The organism is Bacillus sp. X1(2014) (assembly GCF_007678255.1).
In genome coordinates, this window is record NZ_VEED01000001.1 from 1 (window position 1) to 18,107 (window position 18,107).

At 39.0% G+C, this 18,107-nt stretch carries 19 protein-coding genes and 1 rRNA gene; 2 read left to right on the forward strand and 18 right to left on the reverse strand.

Going from position 1 to position 18,107, the window contains the following annotated elements:
- Positions 1-160 (reverse strand): 16S ribosomal RNA (locus FS608_RS00005); the annotation flags it as partial.
- Between the two features lie 437 nt (positions 161-597).
- Between FS608_RS00005 and FS608_RS29985 the strand changes: the two genes are divergently transcribed.
- The gene (locus FS608_RS29985) at positions 598-735 is read left to right on the forward strand and encodes a hypothetical protein (protein ID WP_186328548.1); all 138 of its coding nucleotides are present in this window, start codon (positions 598-600) and stop codon (positions 733-735) included.
- 50 nt (positions 736-785) lie between these two features.
- Here the strand turns inward: FS608_RS29985 and FS608_RS00010 are convergent, their stop codons facing one another.
- From FS608_RS00010 to FS608_RS00035, 7 genes are all read right to left on the reverse strand, one after another.
- A complete protein-coding gene (locus FS608_RS00010) occupies positions 786-1,556 on the reverse strand; it encodes a class I SAM-dependent methyltransferase (protein WP_144546908.1) in 771 nt (256 codons plus the stop codon).
- Positions 1,557-1,665: 109 nt separating this feature from the next.
- Positions 1,666-2,418: an exodeoxyribonuclease III gene (locus FS608_RS00015; RefSeq protein WP_144546911.1), complete on the reverse strand. Its 753-nt coding sequence runs from the start codon at positions 2,416-2,418 to the stop codon at positions 1,666-1,668.
- Between the two features lie 31 nt (positions 2,419-2,449).
- Positions 2,450-2,602, reverse strand: a complete 153-nt coding sequence (locus FS608_RS29990) for a hypothetical protein (RefSeq protein ID WP_222127291.1) — start codon at positions 2,600-2,602, stop codon at positions 2,450-2,452.
- A 119-nt stretch (positions 2,603-2,721) separates the two neighbouring features.
- Positions 2,722-3,522 (reverse strand): divergent polysaccharide deacetylase family protein, encoded by an 801-nt coding sequence (locus FS608_RS00020; protein ID WP_144546914.1) that lies wholly within the window; start codon positions 3,520-3,522, stop codon positions 2,722-2,724.
- Between the two features lie 96 nt (positions 3,523-3,618).
- Positions 3,619-4,059: a peptidylprolyl isomerase gene (locus FS608_RS00025; protein ID WP_098576738.1), complete on the reverse strand. Its 441-nt coding sequence runs from the start codon at positions 4,057-4,059 to the stop codon at positions 3,619-3,621.
- 243 nt (positions 4,060-4,302) lie between these two features.
- The gene (locus FS608_RS00030) at positions 4,303-4,755 is read right to left on the reverse strand and encodes a CBO0543 family protein (RefSeq protein ID WP_260871537.1); all 453 of its coding nucleotides are present in this window, start codon (positions 4,753-4,755) and stop codon (positions 4,303-4,305) included.
- Positions 4,682-5,803: a DUF2515 domain-containing protein gene (locus FS608_RS00035; protein ID WP_144546917.1), complete on the reverse strand. Its 1,122-nt coding sequence runs from the start codon at positions 5,801-5,803 to the stop codon at positions 4,682-4,684. Before FS608_RS00035 ends, FS608_RS00030 begins: the two co-directional genes overlap by 74 nt.
- An 89-nt stretch (positions 5,804-5,892) precedes the next feature.
- Here FS608_RS00035 and shc point away from each other — a divergent pair, with 89 nt between their 5' ends.
- A complete protein-coding gene (gene shc / locus FS608_RS00040; RefSeq protein ID WP_144546920.1) occupies positions 5,893-7,758 on the forward strand; it encodes a squalene--hopene cyclase in 1,866 nt (621 codons plus the stop codon).
- A 38-nt stretch (positions 7,759-7,796) separates the two neighbouring features.
- Here shc and FS608_RS00045 read toward each other — a convergent pair whose 3' ends face one another.
- The 10 genes from FS608_RS00045 to FS608_RS00085 form a co-directional block, all read right to left on the reverse strand.
- Entirely contained in the window at positions 7,797-8,303 is a 507-nt protein-coding gene (locus tag FS608_RS00045) for a mismatch-specific DNA-glycosylase (protein WP_144546923.1), read from the reverse strand.
- Positions 8,304-8,365: 62 nt separating this feature from the next.
- A complete protein-coding gene (locus FS608_RS00050; RefSeq protein WP_144546926.1) occupies positions 8,366-8,950 on the reverse strand; it encodes a YitT family protein in 585 nt (194 codons plus the stop codon).
- Positions 8,951-9,061: 111 nt separating this feature from the next.
- On the reverse strand, positions 9,062-10,387 hold the full coding sequence (locus FS608_RS00055; protein ID WP_144546929.1) for a Na+/H+ antiporter NhaC family protein: 1,326 nt from the start codon (positions 10,385-10,387) through the stop codon (positions 9,062-9,064).
- 144 nt (positions 10,388-10,531) lie between these two features.
- On the reverse strand, positions 10,532-12,403 hold the full coding sequence (gene abc-f, locus FS608_RS00060; RefSeq protein WP_144546932.1) for a ribosomal protection-like ABC-F family protein: 1,872 nt from the start codon (positions 12,401-12,403) through the stop codon (positions 10,532-10,534).
- Positions 12,404-12,565: 162 nt separating this feature from the next.
- Entirely contained in the window at positions 12,566-12,700 is a 135-nt protein-coding gene (locus tag FS608_RS31045) for an RAxF-45 family protein (protein WP_260871538.1), read from the reverse strand.
- 224 nt (positions 12,701-12,924) lie between these two features.
- Positions 12,925-13,338 carry a hypothetical protein gene (locus FS608_RS00065; protein ID WP_144546935.1) on the reverse strand — a complete coding sequence of 138 codons (414 nt, stop codon included), beginning with the start codon at positions 13,336-13,338 and terminating at the stop codon, positions 12,925-12,927.
- Between the two features lie 27 nt (positions 13,339-13,365).
- Positions 13,366-14,226 (reverse strand): peptidylprolyl isomerase, encoded by an 861-nt coding sequence (locus FS608_RS00070; protein WP_260871539.1) that lies wholly within the window; start codon positions 14,224-14,226, stop codon positions 13,366-13,368.
- 48 nt (positions 14,227-14,274) lie between these two features.
- Positions 14,275-15,477: a S1C family serine protease gene (locus FS608_RS00075; RefSeq protein WP_395947412.1), complete on the reverse strand. Its 1,203-nt coding sequence runs from the start codon at positions 15,475-15,477 to the stop codon at positions 14,275-14,277.
- A 399-nt stretch (positions 15,478-15,876) separates the two neighbouring features.
- Entirely contained in the window at positions 15,877-17,295 is a 1,419-nt protein-coding gene (locus tag FS608_RS00080; RefSeq protein WP_260871540.1) for a sensor histidine kinase, read from the reverse strand.
- Complete coding sequence (locus FS608_RS00085) at positions 17,267-17,968, reverse strand: response regulator transcription factor (protein WP_144546944.1); 702 nt, start codon at positions 17,966-17,968, stop codon at positions 17,267-17,269. The genes FS608_RS00080 and FS608_RS00085 overlap by 29 nt, the downstream gene beginning before the upstream one ends.
- Positions 17,969-18,107 lie beyond the last annotated feature (139 nt).

Consider the following 18,107-nt stretch of genomic DNA (forward strand, 5'->3'; position numbering starts at 1 on the left):
GTATTAGCACCGGTTTCCCGGTGTTATCCCAGTCTTACAGGCAGGTTGCCCACGTGTTACTCACCCGTCCGCCGCTAGACTCCGAAGAGTCTCGCTCGACTTGCATGTATTAGGCACGCCGCCAGCGTTCGTCCTGAGCCAGGATCAAACTCTCCAAGAAAGTTGATTAGCTCATTTGTTACGTTGGCTTAGTTTCTTAAAAGAAACTAAAATTTATTGTTTGCACGATTTTGTTTGTTTAGTTTTCAAAGGACAAGTCTATTAATCTTTCGTCAACCAATCGAGTGATTAGCGACATTTGTTATTCTAACATAACAGTGAATCATCGTCAACTTCATTTCGAAATGTTTTTTTAACCTTTAGGTTAATTATTTCGTTTCAGCGACAATGAATATAATACTACCCTATTAACCATTCGTCAACCACTTCCTTTCAATTTATATAAATTGAATTGTCCGGTTCCGAAGAAATTATTGGACTTGCAATTATCATTATTAATTTCATACCTATAGAAAAGATAAATAATTAGGTTTAGATTACTTTTTATAGGAAAAAATACTTTTGTACTTGGGTATAGCAAAAGGAGATGACATTAAAGTGAGTATGGACTTCCTTAAAAAAGAGGATGAAATTGGATTCATTGCTCCTAGCGAACAAGAGCAATTACACCAATCCGTTTTGGAAGAAAAATTGCCGGAATTTGATGTAATTGGAACAGCTCTTAACGATGTTTAAATTGAAAAAACCTTTGCAAAAAGAAATCCACTCTTTCTGCAAAGGTTTTTTTACCTTTTTAAAGCCTTCATAATAACAGCTTCACCTTGGAATGAGATTATTTGATTATTCTCAATTGACACCCTGAATTTCTCTTTTACTTTTTGAGTGGAGTTTCGGATGTAGTCGGATAACTTAGCTTTTTCGTTCTCTGGTAGATTCATTCGGTTACACCAAGATTCATATCGGAATGTTTTTTCAAAACGATGTAGTTCATAAACCTCAAATCCATTCACCTCAAGTATACGGAGCCATTCACTCTTTTTCCAAGCTCTGAAATGACTGTAGTCCCGCCATTTTTCTACCGTATTATAAAATAAGTCATAGTCATCTTCTTCTGGAACTACATTATCATCAAGTAAAAACTGACCAGTTGGCTTTAATACCCGCTGAACTTCCTCAACAAATTTATCTGCGTTAGGAAAATGGTGCGGAGCAATCCGACAGGTAACAATATCAAATACTCCATCTGAAAATGGAAGATTTTCTGCATCCCCTATTTTAAAACCGACATTTAAATGACCATTACCTCGAATGAATTTTTCTGCTGCTTTTAACATTTCAGGAGTTAAATCCAGAGCGGTGACTTTCTTAACCAAAGGAGCAAACGCATTAGCTGTATGTCCTCCGCCAGTGGCAATATCCAGTAATTCTTCTTCTCCAGTGATCGTCGCCAATTGCACAAGTTTTTGCAAGTCATTCCCATCTTTATGGATGGCACTACTTACATACGAATCAGCACTTTTTCCAAACTGTTGTTTTACATCTTTTTTAATATCCATGTCATTTCCCCCTCGGTAACATCCTTTATAATTACTATATGGCAGTTACTTCATAAAGAAAATGACAGGTTATTTATGATTTACAATAAGAAAAACTAATTGTTTTGAGTCAATTGATTTCTAATATGATCGGACAATGGTCGCTTCCCATTACATTACAATGAATGTCCACATTCTTAAGTCGCTCTTGTAACTTTTCAGAGACAATAAAATAGTCAATTCGCCAGCCAATATTTCTTTCCCGTACTTTAGCCATATAAGACCACCAGGTATAAGCTCCCTCTTGATCGGGATGAAAATGACGGTAGCTGTCAATAAACCCCTCTGCAAGTAAGGAAGTCATTTTCCCACGTTCTTCTTCCGTAAAGCCAGAATTGCCTAGATTGGATTTAGGATTGCGCAAATCAATTTCCTGATGAGCAACATTCAAGTCCCCGCATAGGATCACTGGTTTTAGTTGATCTAGTTCTTTTATATGTTGAAGGATTCGATCTTCCCATTCCAATCGAAAATTAATTCGGGCTAAATCTCTTTGTGAATTTGGAGTATAAACATTAACTAAGAAAAAATCATCAAATTCTAGGGTAAGTATTCTTCCTTCATCTTCAGACTCATCTGTCCCGACTCCATACCGAACAGAAAGCGGTTTGTTTTTAGTAAACACAGCGGTACCCGAGTATCCTTTTTTGATTGCATAGTTCCAATATTGGTGATAACCATCCAACTCCAGATTAATTTGCCCTTCTTGCAGTTTCGTTTCCTGCACACAAAAGATGTCTGCAGCTACTTCCTGAAAATAATCCAAAAATCCTTTTTTAACACACGCCCTAAGGCCGTTGACATTCCATGATACAAATTTCATTTTTAACGATTCCTTCTCCCTTGCTTACTTATTATTTGGCTGTGTTATACTTGTCTGTTGATTTCCGTTCCAGGCACTTCGCTTTCCGCGGGCGTGCCGGGGAGCCTCCTCGTCGCTTTGCTCCTGCGGGGTCTCCCCTGCCCCGTACTCCCGCAGGAGTCTTCGTGCCTTCCACTCCAATCATCAGATTGCCAAAATCGATATTAACCTTTATCACAGCCTATTATTTATTTTGATAGGAGACATTTTATCAGTAATAGCGCAATTGTGAAAGTAGAATGAATGCGAAATAAAAGGCAGTGGTTAACTGCCCTTTTTTAATGGTATAAAGTATTTTTCTACTGATTTGCCGGAAAACAGGTAAGAAGCAGGGACAATTTTTATCTTTCGTTTTTCGAATTCGTCCATCGATTGAAAGACACCAATTGAACATACCTTCCCAGTAATACCAACATGCCCAATTGCAATTCCTGTACCTTTAATTTCAGTTACCCTCGCTAGTCTAATCATTTGTTTGTATACATGCGAAGTGGAGGATATGTCATCTAAAAATACATCTCTTTTAAGGATAGGAACACCTAGCTCTTTGGCTATTTTCGGGAATTTTGTATTTGGGCTTGTGGCACTATCGATAATATATAATCTTTTTTTCTTAGCCACTTCAACTATTGCGCGAACAATTTGTTCATTTTCAACGGCAAGGGAACCCATATGGTTATTGATCCCTACGGCATACGGAACATCCTTTATGGCATCCTCGACAATTTGTTTTACTTCTGCAGGTGAAAGATCATTCGTAATCGGTCTTGGCCCAAGCCACGATCTTTTTCCTCTTTTCGGTTCCATCGATAAATGAATCATCACTTCAATGCCATATTTATGTGCCCATTCCGCATGTACTTTAGAGTGCTCGGTAAACGGCATGACTGCAGCAGTAATCGGTATACCTCCTTCGAGGAAGTCCCGAACCCCACCTGTGCCCCCGCCAAAATCATCAATGATAATCGCAGCCTTCAAATTTTTGGATTCTGTTTTTTCTGCTTTAGCAGATGGTTGAAAAGAAAATAACAGAAAAGGAATAAGCACGAAAACAATTTTTTTCATAAATGACCCCCAATTTGACTTTTGAGGTTAATTTGCCCTATCCAATCATAAATTAGACAAAAAAAAGAGAGCTTAGCTGCTCCCTCCTTCTAAGGATTACTCCTCATCAAATACTTTAACTTCTTTCATTTTGTCACCATTTTTCATTTTAAGAGCAGTCTCAAGTCCAGAAGTCACTTGACCAAAAACAGTGTGAACACCATTTAAATGTGGCTGTGATTCATGAACGATGAAGAACTGGCTGCCGCCTGTATTTCTACCCGCATGCGCCATTGATAAGGAACCTGGAACATGCTTGTGAGGGTTTCCTTCTGTTTCACAATTAATTGTGTAGCCTGGGCCACCCATCCCAGTTCCCGTTGGATCCCCTCCTTGGCTTACAAAACCAGGGATGACACGATGGAATACCACACCATTGTAAAATCCTTCGTTCGCTAATTTTTCAAAATTCGCAACTGTACCTGGAGCTTCATTAGGGTAAAATTCAAGCTCCATCTTTTCTCCATTTTCCATTACTATGTATCCTTTTTTAGCCATTAAAAAACACTCCTTTATGTAAAAATCATTTTTATCATACACTTTTCAATGAAGAAAAGAAAGTTTGGGACCCCAATTTTCTTCGATTGGTTATATTTCTAACACGCTTGTGGTATTATATTAGTACCCCTTCCGACATTCGCTTGTTGCGGGACACTTAACCACTGTACGGACGGAAGGGGCAAGGTGTAACTAAGGGTTACATCGCAAAAAGCCGAGATGAAAATCTCGGCTTTTTGTCTGTTAACCTTTTCGTTTCGCCATCCAGCTGTAAAATGAATAAATAAAGGATAAAAATAGCAAATACCCATAAAACGAATAAAGATGTTCCCAGTGCTCCGCGTGTTCAAACCATCCCATCAATTCCGCTAATTTTTCAAAAATGGGCATTAAAAGACTGATAAACAAGATCAAGCCTGCCTTCCCCCATTTATTCAACTGGTCCATAACCCGAAGAAACACGAAAATCAACACCGGCAACACCACAAGTGTAAACCCAATATTTATGGAAAAGACATTTGGGATTGGCCTCATAGGAAACTTATACATACCTTTACCTACGAGTAATAAATCTAAATACGTTGCAAGCAAAGTAGCTAAAAACACCGCTGAGATTGATGGGTTAGTCCAAAATCGATAGGGCTTTTTTCGCGATGGCTGCGAGTTCGAGTCGTTCAAGTGTTTTACAGTATTCATTTATTATCTCCCCGTCCATTTTTTCATGGTCCTCAATTAAGTAATCCACCACACGAACATCATCAAACCAGTCCCCTTTTTCAGCCTCCGTATGAATGACATTCTTCCAAGCGTACTCAAGGGCTGGACTATAAATTTTTCTGGCACGCGGCCTAAGCTGACAGGCTTTTAAACGTGTCTGATAGGCAAAGCCTGGAATTCCTTCGTTAACGTTATTAAAAATATGCGGCCAGTAATCTTTCCTTGATCCAGTATGCGGATGGGTTTTTGCCCAATCTAACACTTGTTTTAACCGCTCTTTGTTTTTAAAAATGATGGTATATAATCTTTTTCCAAGTAGAATACGCTCACGTAATGACTCAAACTGATGCAGTGTTTGCCCAGCTAGGTTCCTTTTTCCATATGGAAAAAGAATATGGTTAAACGAAAGCAAATCTTGGAGGATATATTCAAATTTATCTAACACGCCCTTTTGGTATAGTGGATTTTGGACCACTCGTTTCTCCAAATAACTTTGTTCATTGATAACCAGGGCGATGGCAAGGATATAGGTTTCATGCTTAAGCCAAAATTGATTCCAAATTGTTTCCATGAAGGTTGAAATGTTGAGAAAAGAACATAAGTAAAATAATGGTTTATTTTGCCTTAAACTTTCATGGTACAGCAAAAACTGCGGGTATACATCTTGGAAAATCAGCCAATTCCCACGCTCTAAAAAGGCAAAGAACGTTTCACTATCTTTTTTTGAGAGCAAACGGGTGAGAAATTCTCCTTTTAAGTCGGTCATGTTCCAACCGCCATTACGTGAGACCATATGTCCAAGGAATGCCCAGTGGATTTCAGGATGAAGGAGGTAAAATTCCAAGTAGGCTTTTGTTCTTGTGACATTATTTAAGTTATGGACTGCTGTCCTTCCTCTTATTTGTTCTAAAAGCGTTCCTTCTTCTCTCGTTAGTTTTGGCGGAATCCCTGCTTGTTTGCTCTTATTTTTTAATTCGTCTCTAATTAAATCAAGTGTGGTCTTCTGGCGATTTCTCGTAAAAAATATGGCTCATGACCTCCTTTACGAATTCTCCTTCCTCCAATGGAATATGTATGAATGAGAATATTTTACTGGGAGAGGAATGAGAAACCCTTATGATCAATACTAGCAAGGGCATCGATTGGCTTGTTGATAGGCTTCGAGCAGACCAAACTCCCGACGGATCCTGGAATTACCCCTTTGAAACAGGATTGTCAACAGATGCCTATATGATCATTTTATTGCGGACATTGGAATTAAATGATGAAGAATTAATTCAGGGTTTGGTTGCGAGGATTTTTAGTAAGCAAGAGGAGAATGGGGCTTGGAAGCTTTTCTATGATGAAGGCGATGGCAACTTGACCGCCACCGTGGAAGCCTATTATGCATTGTTGTATTCAGGGTATGCCAAGAAGGATGACAAGCGTTTGCGTGCAGCGAGAAGATATATTATATCCAAAGGCGGCTTGGAGGAAGTAAGTATCTTTACCAAAGTGATGCTTTCTTTAACGGGTCAATATATTTGGCCAGATTTTTCTCCTCTTCCCATTGAATTTATACTTTTACCACACTATTTTCCGATTAACTTTTACTCGCTTTCTGTTTTCGGCCGGGCCAATCTAACGCCAATTATTTTACTTGCCGATAAAAAGTTTTTTATTAAGACTTCGATGAGCCCGAATCTTTCAGAGCTGCACTTACACCGTCATCATGAAAATCCTTGGTTTCGCTCCTCGGAATATCGTTCCCTGCTTTCATTTATCAAAGATGGAGTTAAAAGATTAATGGGTTTACCTGAACAACTCCATCAATTAGCGGTCGAGCGGGCTAAAAAGTACATGCTGGATCACCTCGAACCTGACGGCACTTTTTATAGTTATTACAGTTCCACCTTTTTGATGATTTTTGCCCTAATTGCCCATGGGTATAAGAAAACAGATCCCATAATCACAAAGGCTGTGAATGGGTTGCTTGCGATGAAATGCGAAATCAACGGCCATCCCCATATGCAGTACACAACAGCGAATGTCTGGAATACTTCGTTGATTGGTTATGCTTTGCAGTCGGCTGGGGTTACCACAAATGATCCAATGGTGACAAAGGCCAATCAATATCTTCTAAAGCAACAGCATCATAAATTTGGTGATTGGGTCATTCATAATCCAAAGACTATGCCCGGAGGATGGGGATTTTCAGATGTCAATACGATGAATCCGGATGTGGACGATACATCAGCTTCACTCCGCTCTATTTCTAGAATGAATCCGCTTGAGAGACATGCCTGGGATAGAGGTCTTAACTGGCTTTTATCAATGCAAAATGACGACGGCGGCTGGGGCGCGTTTGAAAGAAATACCGATACAAAGTTGTTCGAATTCCTCCCCATTGAAAAAGGTGAGTTTTTGCTAACAGATCCATCTTGTGCTGACATTACAGGGCGAACCCTGGAATTTTTCGGGAATTACACGAATCTATCTAGTGACCATAAAGCGATCCATAAAGGGATTGAATGGCTCTTAAGTAATCAATTGAAGGATGGTTCTTGGTATGGGAGATGGGGTATTTGTTATCTTTATGGAACATGGGGGGCCATTACAGGGTTATTAGCTAACGGGATTCCTTATCATCATTCTGCTGTCCAAAGATCCGTGAAGTGGTTACATACTATCCAAAATAAAGATGGCGGCTGGGGTGAGTCGTGCCATAGTGATAGTAACAAGGCTTATGTGCCATTAGGATTTAGCACCTTAACGCACACTGCCTGGGTAATCGATGCCTTGATTGCTGCTTCAGAAGAACCTACATCACAAATTAGAAATGGAATCACCTTTTTATTAACTTCCCTTGAAAAAGAAGATTGGACCTCTGCTTATCCGAAGGGGCAAGGTATGGCCGGAGGTTTTTACATTCACTATCACAGCTATCGCTATATTTTCCCTCTTATCGCCTTGTCCCACTATAAAAATAAATTCGAAGAATAGAAAAACATCGCCGGGGAGCAGCATCTCCCGACGATGTTTTATTCTGATAGGAGAGGGACTAGCCCTTTATAAATCTCAATAATTTCTTCCATTTTCATTCGAACCAAACCACTTGATGATGGAGCAACGAAATCCACAACTCCAGGTACAAGACACTTGGTTTGCCTTCCCCACTGAATTACTTTTAAACCACTGTATTGCTGATAGACTCCCTTTCCAACAAAGCAGATTACCTTTGGCTTAAACTGAACGACCTTCTTCTTTAAGATTTCACTTCCCTCCGTATACTCTTCTTTAGTAATTTCATCCGCTGCTTTTGTTGGCCTTTCAACAATATTAGTAGATCCAAATCCTAAATCTAAAAGCTTCTCATCTTCCATTGCTTCATATTTCCGTGGCGTTAACCCTGACTCGTACAATATCTTCCAAAAACGATTGTTTGGACTTGCATAATGATGCCCAAGTTCACTAGAGCGAATGCTTGGATTAAAACCAACAAATAAAACCTTTAAATTTTCCTTGAGAAGATCTCTGAGAGGTTCCATCGTATATCTCCTTATTAACTAACCTTTTTATACTTACTCATCTTACCCCTAATATGAAATATTTACTTTATTACGTTCTGCTCAATATTCCTAGTGGTAATCAGGCTTGCTAGTAGTCCCACAATCGCAACAATAATCAGCGAATAAAAAAGTTTCACATCTTGAAGAAGGTACAAACCTGTAATAATGATGCACGCATCCATCACAAACATAATGACACCCACATTGACATTTGACCATTTGGCGATGAGCAGTGCCAGCAGGTCCATTCCACCTGGGCTAATATGATTTCGGAGCATCACCCCAACCCCGCTTCCAATGATTACAGCTCCAATAATCACACTGCTCAGGATGGACAAATGAAACATTCCATTCAATGGTACCAGCAATTCAATCATAATACCGGAACAGATTGCTCCCATCACACCATTAAAAAAATACCCAGGATCTGATTTAAAGGCGAACATGTAAACAGGGATATTCAGTAAAATAAAAGTCATTCCAACTTTAAAATCCAAAATATATTTTAGCAGCAGGCTGATGCCTAAAAACCCTCCATTAATGATATGTAATGGCAGAATAAACCCATTAATACCAATCCCGATCATCGTGCTCCCGAATCCTATTATCGCCAACTTTTTCAGCATCTGATCATCCCTTGTCCAAATTCTTTATTACCACATATATGAAAGAATTAAGGACTTCATTCGGAGTGATTCATATCAGATTGCAGAAAAGGAGTCGCATCGGACTCCATTTTAGGCTAATACTGTCTGCTTTTCCTTGGATTTTCGTGCTTGTTTTACTAAGGATACTAGAATCGTTAAAATGGGTAAAATCCATAAAAAAAGTGCAAATGGAAGGTATGCCAAAATTGGTATTCCGACAATGGTACTGCACATGATGGCAAGAACACTCCAAGGCACCACCCCTGGAAACAGCATGGTTGTATCCCCCATAACTCGGGCTAACTCTTCTTTTCCATATTTTCTAGACCAATGGGGCAGGAAAGACCTGCCTGTGAGAATAATCGGCAGCGTTTGATTTGCTGCGATTAATGTGATCAAAAATGTAGCCAAAAGTGTTTTTAAAGTGTCGCCAGTTAGAGTGCGAGATGATTGTAACCATCTATCTAAATAAGGCTGAATGACATTCATTTCTTCCAAAAGTCCATTATATGCTCCTGCTAAAGCTAGAAATAAGAGCAATTCGTACATATGAAGGAACCCGCCGCCTAGACCCTCGATTCCATGCCACAATGAAAATCCCAGTTTTGGCCAGGTAGTACCATTGAAAAGAGCAATGGCTGAAGCTGAAAGAATACTAGTTAAAAAGGAATAAACGATACTAATTCTTAAAAGGACAAATGTAATTAATATAATTGGCGGTATAAATTTAATAGCTGATAGATCATTCCAACTTACAAGTTGCTGCGTAGAACCATCCGTTCCTGAGACTAGATAGTCCGCCACTCCATAAAAGCAAAAGCATAGAAAAATAGCGGCTAACGTAGTAAAAAGCATCGCTTTCCATTGTCTTTTTACTGGCAATTCAACTGTATGCGACAGAAGTTGATGGGCGCTTGAAAATGGTGATGTTCTGTCTCCTACAAATGCACCTGAAACCAAGGCGCCTGCCACCATTTCGACGGGAAGTTCGAGGACGATGGCTGTCCCAATAATTGGTATGCCTATTGCACTTAAAGTCCCGACCGTTGTTCCCAGCAGCATTGAAAATACCATTGCACAAAGAAAGGATAAGACAAAAAAATGATCTGGAACAATAAAATGTAGGGCAATTTCCACCATCTGCTGAATAGTCCCCGATAAATACCAAGAAGGCAGTAAAAAACTTACCAGAAATAGGATTAAGATGACAATTCTAGTTTTGTTCACACCCAGAATACTGATATGTAGAATCTGTTTTAAACGTAAATTTTTTTTCATAGCTAACCACGCAAGTATGAGGTAGCCTGGGAAAAACCCTGTGACAAGTGGGTGATGAAAGATGACTGACCAAACCACTCCTGTCAAGGTAACGATTAAAAGGAGCGATACTTGCTTTAAAGAAAAATTAATATCCACAGGACCCCTCCCTTGATTGAAGAAACATCTCTAATTATAAGGAAAAATACCCCATACGAAAAGGAATTTCTACCACAAAAAAAGAAGCCGCAAACGCGCGACTCCTTTGCAGTTCCCCAAATGTTGAAGGGGAGCTATTTCTTTTTAGATGATTTCTTCTAGCTGTTGGTAGAGACGGTCACGGTTATGTTCCCACTCCTCTAATTCAAGATAAATTCTTTGCAGCAGTTCAAGTTCACTTTCCTCACCAAGTTTTTGTTTTAAAAGCTGAATTTCCGATTCAATTTGCTCAATTTTTTCCTCAATCAAGGCTGCCCCTACTTCTTCCACCTTTGATGCATTAGGTGGGGAAGTTTTCGTCAACACTGGCCTTTCCGGCTGTTTTATCTCAATTGTTTCTTCCAATTTGCCTTTCGCCCAATCATAGTTCCCATCGAAATAGCAAACAGTCCCATCCTTGAGCCAGTATATTTTCTTAAACAATTTATTGAGAAAATAGCGATCATGGGAAACAGCTAAAATAGTGCCATTAAACTGTTCCAGCGCTTCTTCTAACACCTCACAAGAATCAATATCGAGATGATTGGTCGGTTCATCCAGAATTAGAAGATTAATATCCTGGTACATTAACTGGGCAAGTCTAAGTCTCATTCTCTCCCCGCCGCTCAACTGACTTACCTTCCGAAAAACGGCTGGTCCGTAAAATAAAAACCGGGCTAAAATATGACGAGCCTCTCCTTCATTTACAACTACTTCAGACCGAAAGACATCAATCAGCTGTTTATCGCCAATATCAGTAAAGACATGTTGTGATAGATAACCGGCCTTTACATTACTCCCAACCTTTACAACACCTTTATCAGGCTCAATTTCCTTCAGAATCATTTTTAAAAGCGTCGATTTGCCAGTGCCATTTTCCCCGACAATTGCAGTACGGTCCTTATACTGTACGAGCATGTTTACTTGGTCAAACAAGTTCTTGCTTCCAAAACTCTTCGCAACGTCTTCTATAACGATTACATCTTTACCGCTTCGATCATGGGCTTCGAAATCAATCGCCATTTTTTTGACGTCTATCTTTGGGCGGTCTAGTTTTTCAATTCGATCCAATGCCCTTTGTATATTGGTAGCCCGTTTATGAAGCGCAGCACTTGGTGGATTGGAGCGGTTTGCCCAGTCACGGAGACGCTTAATCGCTTCTTTCATTTTTTTAATTTTTTTCTGTTGTTCTTGATATTCCTGAAATTCTCTTAAGAGCCGCTCTTCTTTTTCTTTCACATAACCGCTGAAATTCGTATGGTACAGTTCAATTTCTCCATCTTCCATTTCCAGCACTTTTGTGACAACTTCATCTAAAAAGTAACGGTCGTGAGAGACGAGAATAATCGTTCCTATATATTCTTTTAGGAAGGACCCCAGCCATTCAATCGCTTTCATATCTAAATGGTTAGTCGGTTCATCCAGGAGTAGAAGCTCGGGATTTTTCAATAAACTCAAACCCAATCCAACTTTTGTTTTTTCCCCGCCGCTTAATGATGAGAAGGGTTTATCAAGCAGGTCGGTAATATTCAACCCGTTTGCAATCCTATCCAATTGGGCATCCATTTCATAACCGCCATTTAAGATAAATTCATCCTGGAGCTTTCCATATTGATCCATTAATCTTTGGAGGTGCTCTGGTGCAATTTCATCTCCCATTTCAACCTCTAATTGCCGAAGCCTAGTTTCGGTGGCTGATAATTGCTCAAAAGATGTTTTTAGTACTTCTTTACCTGTTAGTTCCTTGAAATCAGGTATCTGGGCCAAGTAACCAATCTTCAGACCCTTTTTCCAATGAATAACCCCTTCATCAACCGTTTCCTGGTTGGCTAAAAGCTTTAATAACGTTGTTTTACCACCGCCGTTACGGCCGACAAGGCCCACCCGACTGCCTTCCTGTACTTCAAAGGATAGATTTTTAAAAATTATATTTCCACCAAATGATTTGGCAATATGGTTTACACTGCAAATAATCATGTTCATTCTCCTTATTAATCAAGATTAAGATGAACACCCTCTTTTTTATACAAAAAGCCGCGGGCATCTTTTATGACCCGCGGCTGCTTAAAATTAGACATGAAAAAAGAGTGCAAATCAGCGCACTCTCTCCTGCCTATTTATAGTGGGTAAAGAGATGTGTTATCGTTCCATATTCATTTTGTAATTTTGAAAAAAGGGCAGACTTCCCCCTTTGAAAATTACACCATGAAAAATTGCACGAAAAATATTGAGTGCTTCCAGCCAAAGTAACCGTGCAAAAATAGAACGTTTCATCTCTTCTCCACCTCCGTTTCCAATTAGTTATTTACATTGTAAATAGTTCTGATAACGATTGCAAGCCCATTTTTTCTGATTAATCTAAAGGTTGGCAATTCAGATTTCGCCACTAGGGCGATTATCTCGCGAACCCTCGGGTGGATTTCGCCACACTGCAAGATTATTTCACCAAACTCCAGAGGAATTCCGCCAACTTGTACACTTATTCCGCCAATCCCCATTTAATGAAGGTACTTTTTGCGAGACCCCTGCCTCCTGCGATAGACAAATTTTCTAAAATCATCATCCTTTAGATTCCCATCGTAGATTAAAAAAAGCAATGATTGATACTCTGGATAACGCTCCATGACGAAAAGGGCGAACTCCTTCCTTTCGCCCTTTTGCATCAATTTAAACTCATCTTGGTTAATAATATCTTCAATCTTCTTTTCATAATAGGCTTTCGTATCTTCCCATTTTTCCTTGCGATTCTCCAATACATCTCGGGCATACTCAGGCAATTTCTCGATCACAAGATCAATATAGCCTTCTGACCACATAATCATTTTATCCTTTTCAGGAAGTTCAAAAACCATATGCATCAGTTCAAGATCATCTACTGTATCATTCGCTGCGTATTTGCCGACCCGATTCATCTTGTTATTCACCTCTAGATCTTTTGGTTAGACTTCTTCCAAGGTATTCTCAATATCATAACTCTTCTTCTTTTTCTCTAGCCATGTTGTGTACTCAGAATCAATTTTCTGATCTATTAATGTTTCTTTTATTTTAGCCTTACTGTCATTATAATTTGCTTCTTTTGCCTTCTTTTTAGCCTCTACTTTAATAATATGGTACCCATACTCCGTTTTTACTGGCTTACTAACTTCCCCAACGGCAAGATCAAATGCTGCTTTATCAAATTCTGTGACCATGGTTCCTTTTCCAAAATAGCCAAGGTCGCCACCAGCATCCTTCGTACTCTCATCAGTCGAATATTCTTTCGCTAACTTTGCAAAATCACCGCCATCATTAAGTTTCTGTTTGACCTCATTTGCAGTTTTCTCATCAGCCACAAGAATATGACTTGCTTTAATCTGCTCAGCTTGGGCAAATGAATCTTTGTTTTCATCAAAATAAGTTTTCATTTCCTCCTCAGAAATGGTAATTTCCGGCTCTAGCAATTTTTTAATCGTCAAATAATTTTTTAGATCCTGTTTTAGGTATGCTAAAGAAGTATTGTTGGTTTCAAGTGCTTGATTGAAGGCTTCTTCGCCACCATAGGATGCTTTTAAAGTTTCGATTTCTTGATTCAGTTCACTATCTTTAACGCTGACTTTTTGTTTTTTAGCTTCTGCAGCCACAATTTTTTCACTAATGATTTTTTCCACGGTAGCAGAACCGTACTGTTCAACCATTTCACTATATAGTTCGTCTTTACTAATGGCCTCACCATTAAACTTTGCGACCGTATCTTCCTTCTTAAGGGTAAAACTTAGTAAAATTACCGACGTTACAATAAGTACTGATAGGATTATTACCATTATTTTGTTTTGCTTTAATAAGAACATTTTTCTTGATACTCCCTCCAATTACTCCGCAAGTTTCACATTTACAGTGATTTGTTTTCCATCGCGGTAAACTCCCAATTTTATTTCATCACCCTTGCTTACTTTGGTATATAAATATTTACGTAAATCTGAGGAACTGGTAATTTCTGTTCCATTCATAGAAACAATAATATCCTTTACTTGCAGTCCAGCGTTTGCAGCTGCTGAATTTGCCTCAATATTTGTAAGCATGACACCTTTTGTAGAATTCTGCAGATTTTGCCAGTACATTTGTGGGACTTGTTCAAGATCAGCAAGTCCTACCCCGAGATAGGGGCGGTCAATTTTTCCACTGCTAATTAATTGATTCACAATTGGAATTAGGTCATTACTAGGAATTGCAAAGCCTAACCCTTCGACACCACTTTCAGAAATTTTCAAACTATTGATACCAATCACTTGTCCTTGTGGGTTAATTAAAGCACCCCCGCTGTTCCCTGGATTGATTGCTGCATCTGTTTGAATAACATTGGTATCCCAATTTCCAGCGGAGGTTGTAATGGCGATGCTTCGGTTGGTTGCACTGACAATCCCTTGGGTAACTGTCCTTGAAAGATCAAGTCCAAGCGGGTTCCCGATGGCATAGACCTGGTCGCCTGGACGAAGTGTGGAAGAATCACCAAAATCTGCCGTTGCAGTTACGTATTTGGCGTTAATTTTTAAAACTGCTAGATCCGTTAAAGCATCAGTACCAACCACTTCAGCCGTTGCTTTTTCACCGTCATACAAAGATACTTCCAGTTTCGTTGCCCCTTCTACCACGTGGTTATTGGTAACAATATAGGCAGTACCATTGTTTTTTTGAAAAATAACCCCCGATCCTGAACCGCTTTCCACACTTTGCGAAGAGCTTGAATTCCCATAAAAATTATTTTGTTGTTGCTGATAATTAACAATCCCGACTATCGCCTTCGATACCTTTTCCACCGTATCCGCAATTGAATTAGAAGATGCAGCCGTTGGCTGCGCCACTACAGGTTTGACCGCAGTTCCTTGTTGAGAACTAATTGCCTCTTGAGACTCCACTTTCGGGAAATGATCTTTTATGTAGTCTGTATGTGGTAAAATTGCTAATGTCAAGACAGACCCAATTACCCCTGCTGCAAGTGTGGAGGCAAATCCTTTTACGTTTCGTTTTTTCTTATTCAGTTGATCTCCCTGATTGATGGTACGGGTTTGTTCCATTCCTGGTGTGACCGTTGGTTCCGTTGAGGAATCAAATTCAAATTGTTCTTCTAGATCCTCACGATTCACAGAACTGTTTGTCTCCACCGTGAAGGTCGCATCTACTGCATAGGAATTTTCTTCGATATGGTTTACATTAATTGACTCTTTTGATTGTTCTTCTGCTTTTGTAATTTTTGTTAGATCAGTTGTATTTTGTTGATTTTTATCGAATTCATTATCATTTTTATAATCCATCTCATTCAATCTCCTTTAAGCATGTTTTATCTTGTCTTTACTTTACCTCGCAAATCTTAAGAAATTATTAACAAACTATAACGGCTTTTAGAAATATCTACGAATTTTTATCGTTTTTACGCAAAAAAGCCGCAGGCACCAGCCCGCAGCTTCTCGCAATTTTTATAGTTTAATGACGAATTTTGTTCCTTTTCCCGCTTCACTGAAGACGTTAATTTCTCCATTATGAAGGAGAACCAATTGCTTAACAATCGAAAGGCCTAACCCAAATTCGCCATAGGGGTTACTGGTCCTAGAAATATCAGCCTTATAAAAACGGCGCCAAATATTTTCAATCTCACTTGGTTCGATACCAATTCCGGTGTCCTCCACTTCAATAATGGTCGACTGCCCCTCCGCTCTTCCTCGAAGCCATATAGTACCGTCCCTGGTAAATTGAATGCTATTTTTAGTAATATTAATTAAAATTTGAATCAGTCTGTCATAGTCAGCATTAACCATAACATCTGGTTCTGCCTGAATAACAATCTGATTATTTTTATCCTCAGCTTGCGGCAATAACTGTTCTTGAATAATTTCAAGTAACTCGAGGAGCTGAAACTCTTCTCTGAATAACTGGATTTGATTAGATCGAATTTTGTCATAATCCAAGTTTTCATTAACAAGCCGAATAAGTCTTTTGGCCTCTTGGCTAACTAGATTTATTCCTCGTTCTTTATCCTCCTCTGGAATCATATCATTTTTCAATCCTTCGATAACGCCGCTAATGGTCGTTAACGGCGTCCGCATTTCATGGGAAACATCAGATAAAAATTGTCTTCGTCTATTTTCTAGACTTTCAATTTCCTCCATCGAAGTATTTATTTTATCAACCATGTGATTAAAATCGTTTGCTAATTCACCAATCTCATCAAAATTAGAAGAGGCAACGTGGACATGATAATTTCCCGCTGAGACAAGGGAGGTTGCTTCACGAAGACGTTTAATCCTGTTCACATGAATCCTTGATAAAAACCAACTAAGTAGAAACGACACAACCAGTGCAATAATAATGGCATACATAATAAACTGATTGACGCGATGAACCATGGCACTTGAGCCACTAATCGGTGAGGTTAATAGAATTCCACCTATAAAGGTTCCGTTATTAAGATATGGTAATACAACAAAAGTAACCCCTTCTTGGCCGAACCTTTTATAATCACTATTTACCACAAGAGTTTGACCATTTGAAATCCGATCCCAATCTTTGTCAGATAACCCCCCAGGGGCTGGACCCTGTTTACCAACAGCGTATAGTTTTCCATCTTGATCAAACATACTAAAGCTCATTTTTCTTGTTGTTAACACCGAACTATAACGATTAATAATTTGGCCCGCCGCTTGCGGGGTTTCATCAATCTCGGATAGAATAGACTTTCCATACGAGATCAATTCATTTGCTTTATTCTCATAAACCAAATTCTCTACATAATGAGCAAACAAAAGACTTAGAACTAAAAACGCCACAATAATAATACTAATATGACTGAAAAACTGTTGGTAAATGTATCTAAACTTCATCCGTTTTGATTGACTCATCAAACTTATACCCTACTCCCCATACAGTATGGAAGAATGGCTGTGCGGTTGTTTCAACTTTTTTCCGAAGACGTTTAATATGAACATCGACAGTCCGTTCGTCCCCATAAAACTGATAGCCCCACACCCGTTCCAGCAATTGCTCCCTTGAGAATACTTGGCGGGGATGTTCAACCATATAGTAAAGTAAATCAAACTCTTTCGGTGTTAAGTTTATGACTGGGCTGCCGTCGACAATCACTTCACGCGTATTTTTACTAATTTTAAAATGTTCAGTCTGAAGGAAATCGTCACTTTCCTTAGGTACTTGGGTTTGGAACCGCCGTGTTACTGCCTTAATTCTTGCCATCAATGTTAACGGACTGAATGGCTTGGTCACATAATCATCAGCACCCATTTCAAGACCAAGCACTTGGTCGGACTCACTGTCTTTGGCTGTTAACATGATGATTGGAACTGTGTAATTTTCTTGGCGAATTTTACGGCAGATGGTTACCCCGTCCATACCTGGGAGCATCCAATCAATAATTAACGCATCCCAAGTTCCTCCTTTAATACGGTTGTAGCCTTCAAGACCATCATTCACAAACTCCCCTTCAATCCCTTCTTTGGCAAAAAACATTTCAATCATAGAGCAGACACTTTTATTATCTTCAATCACTAATATTCTCAAAATAATTCAACTCCTACTGATACCTAAAGTGTTCTTTTTATTAAGTTTATCTCAAATTTTAAGCATATCAACAATAAATACAATTCTTCCTGACTAATTAATAGTTTGTTCATAATTTATTAATATTTTTCCACAAAAA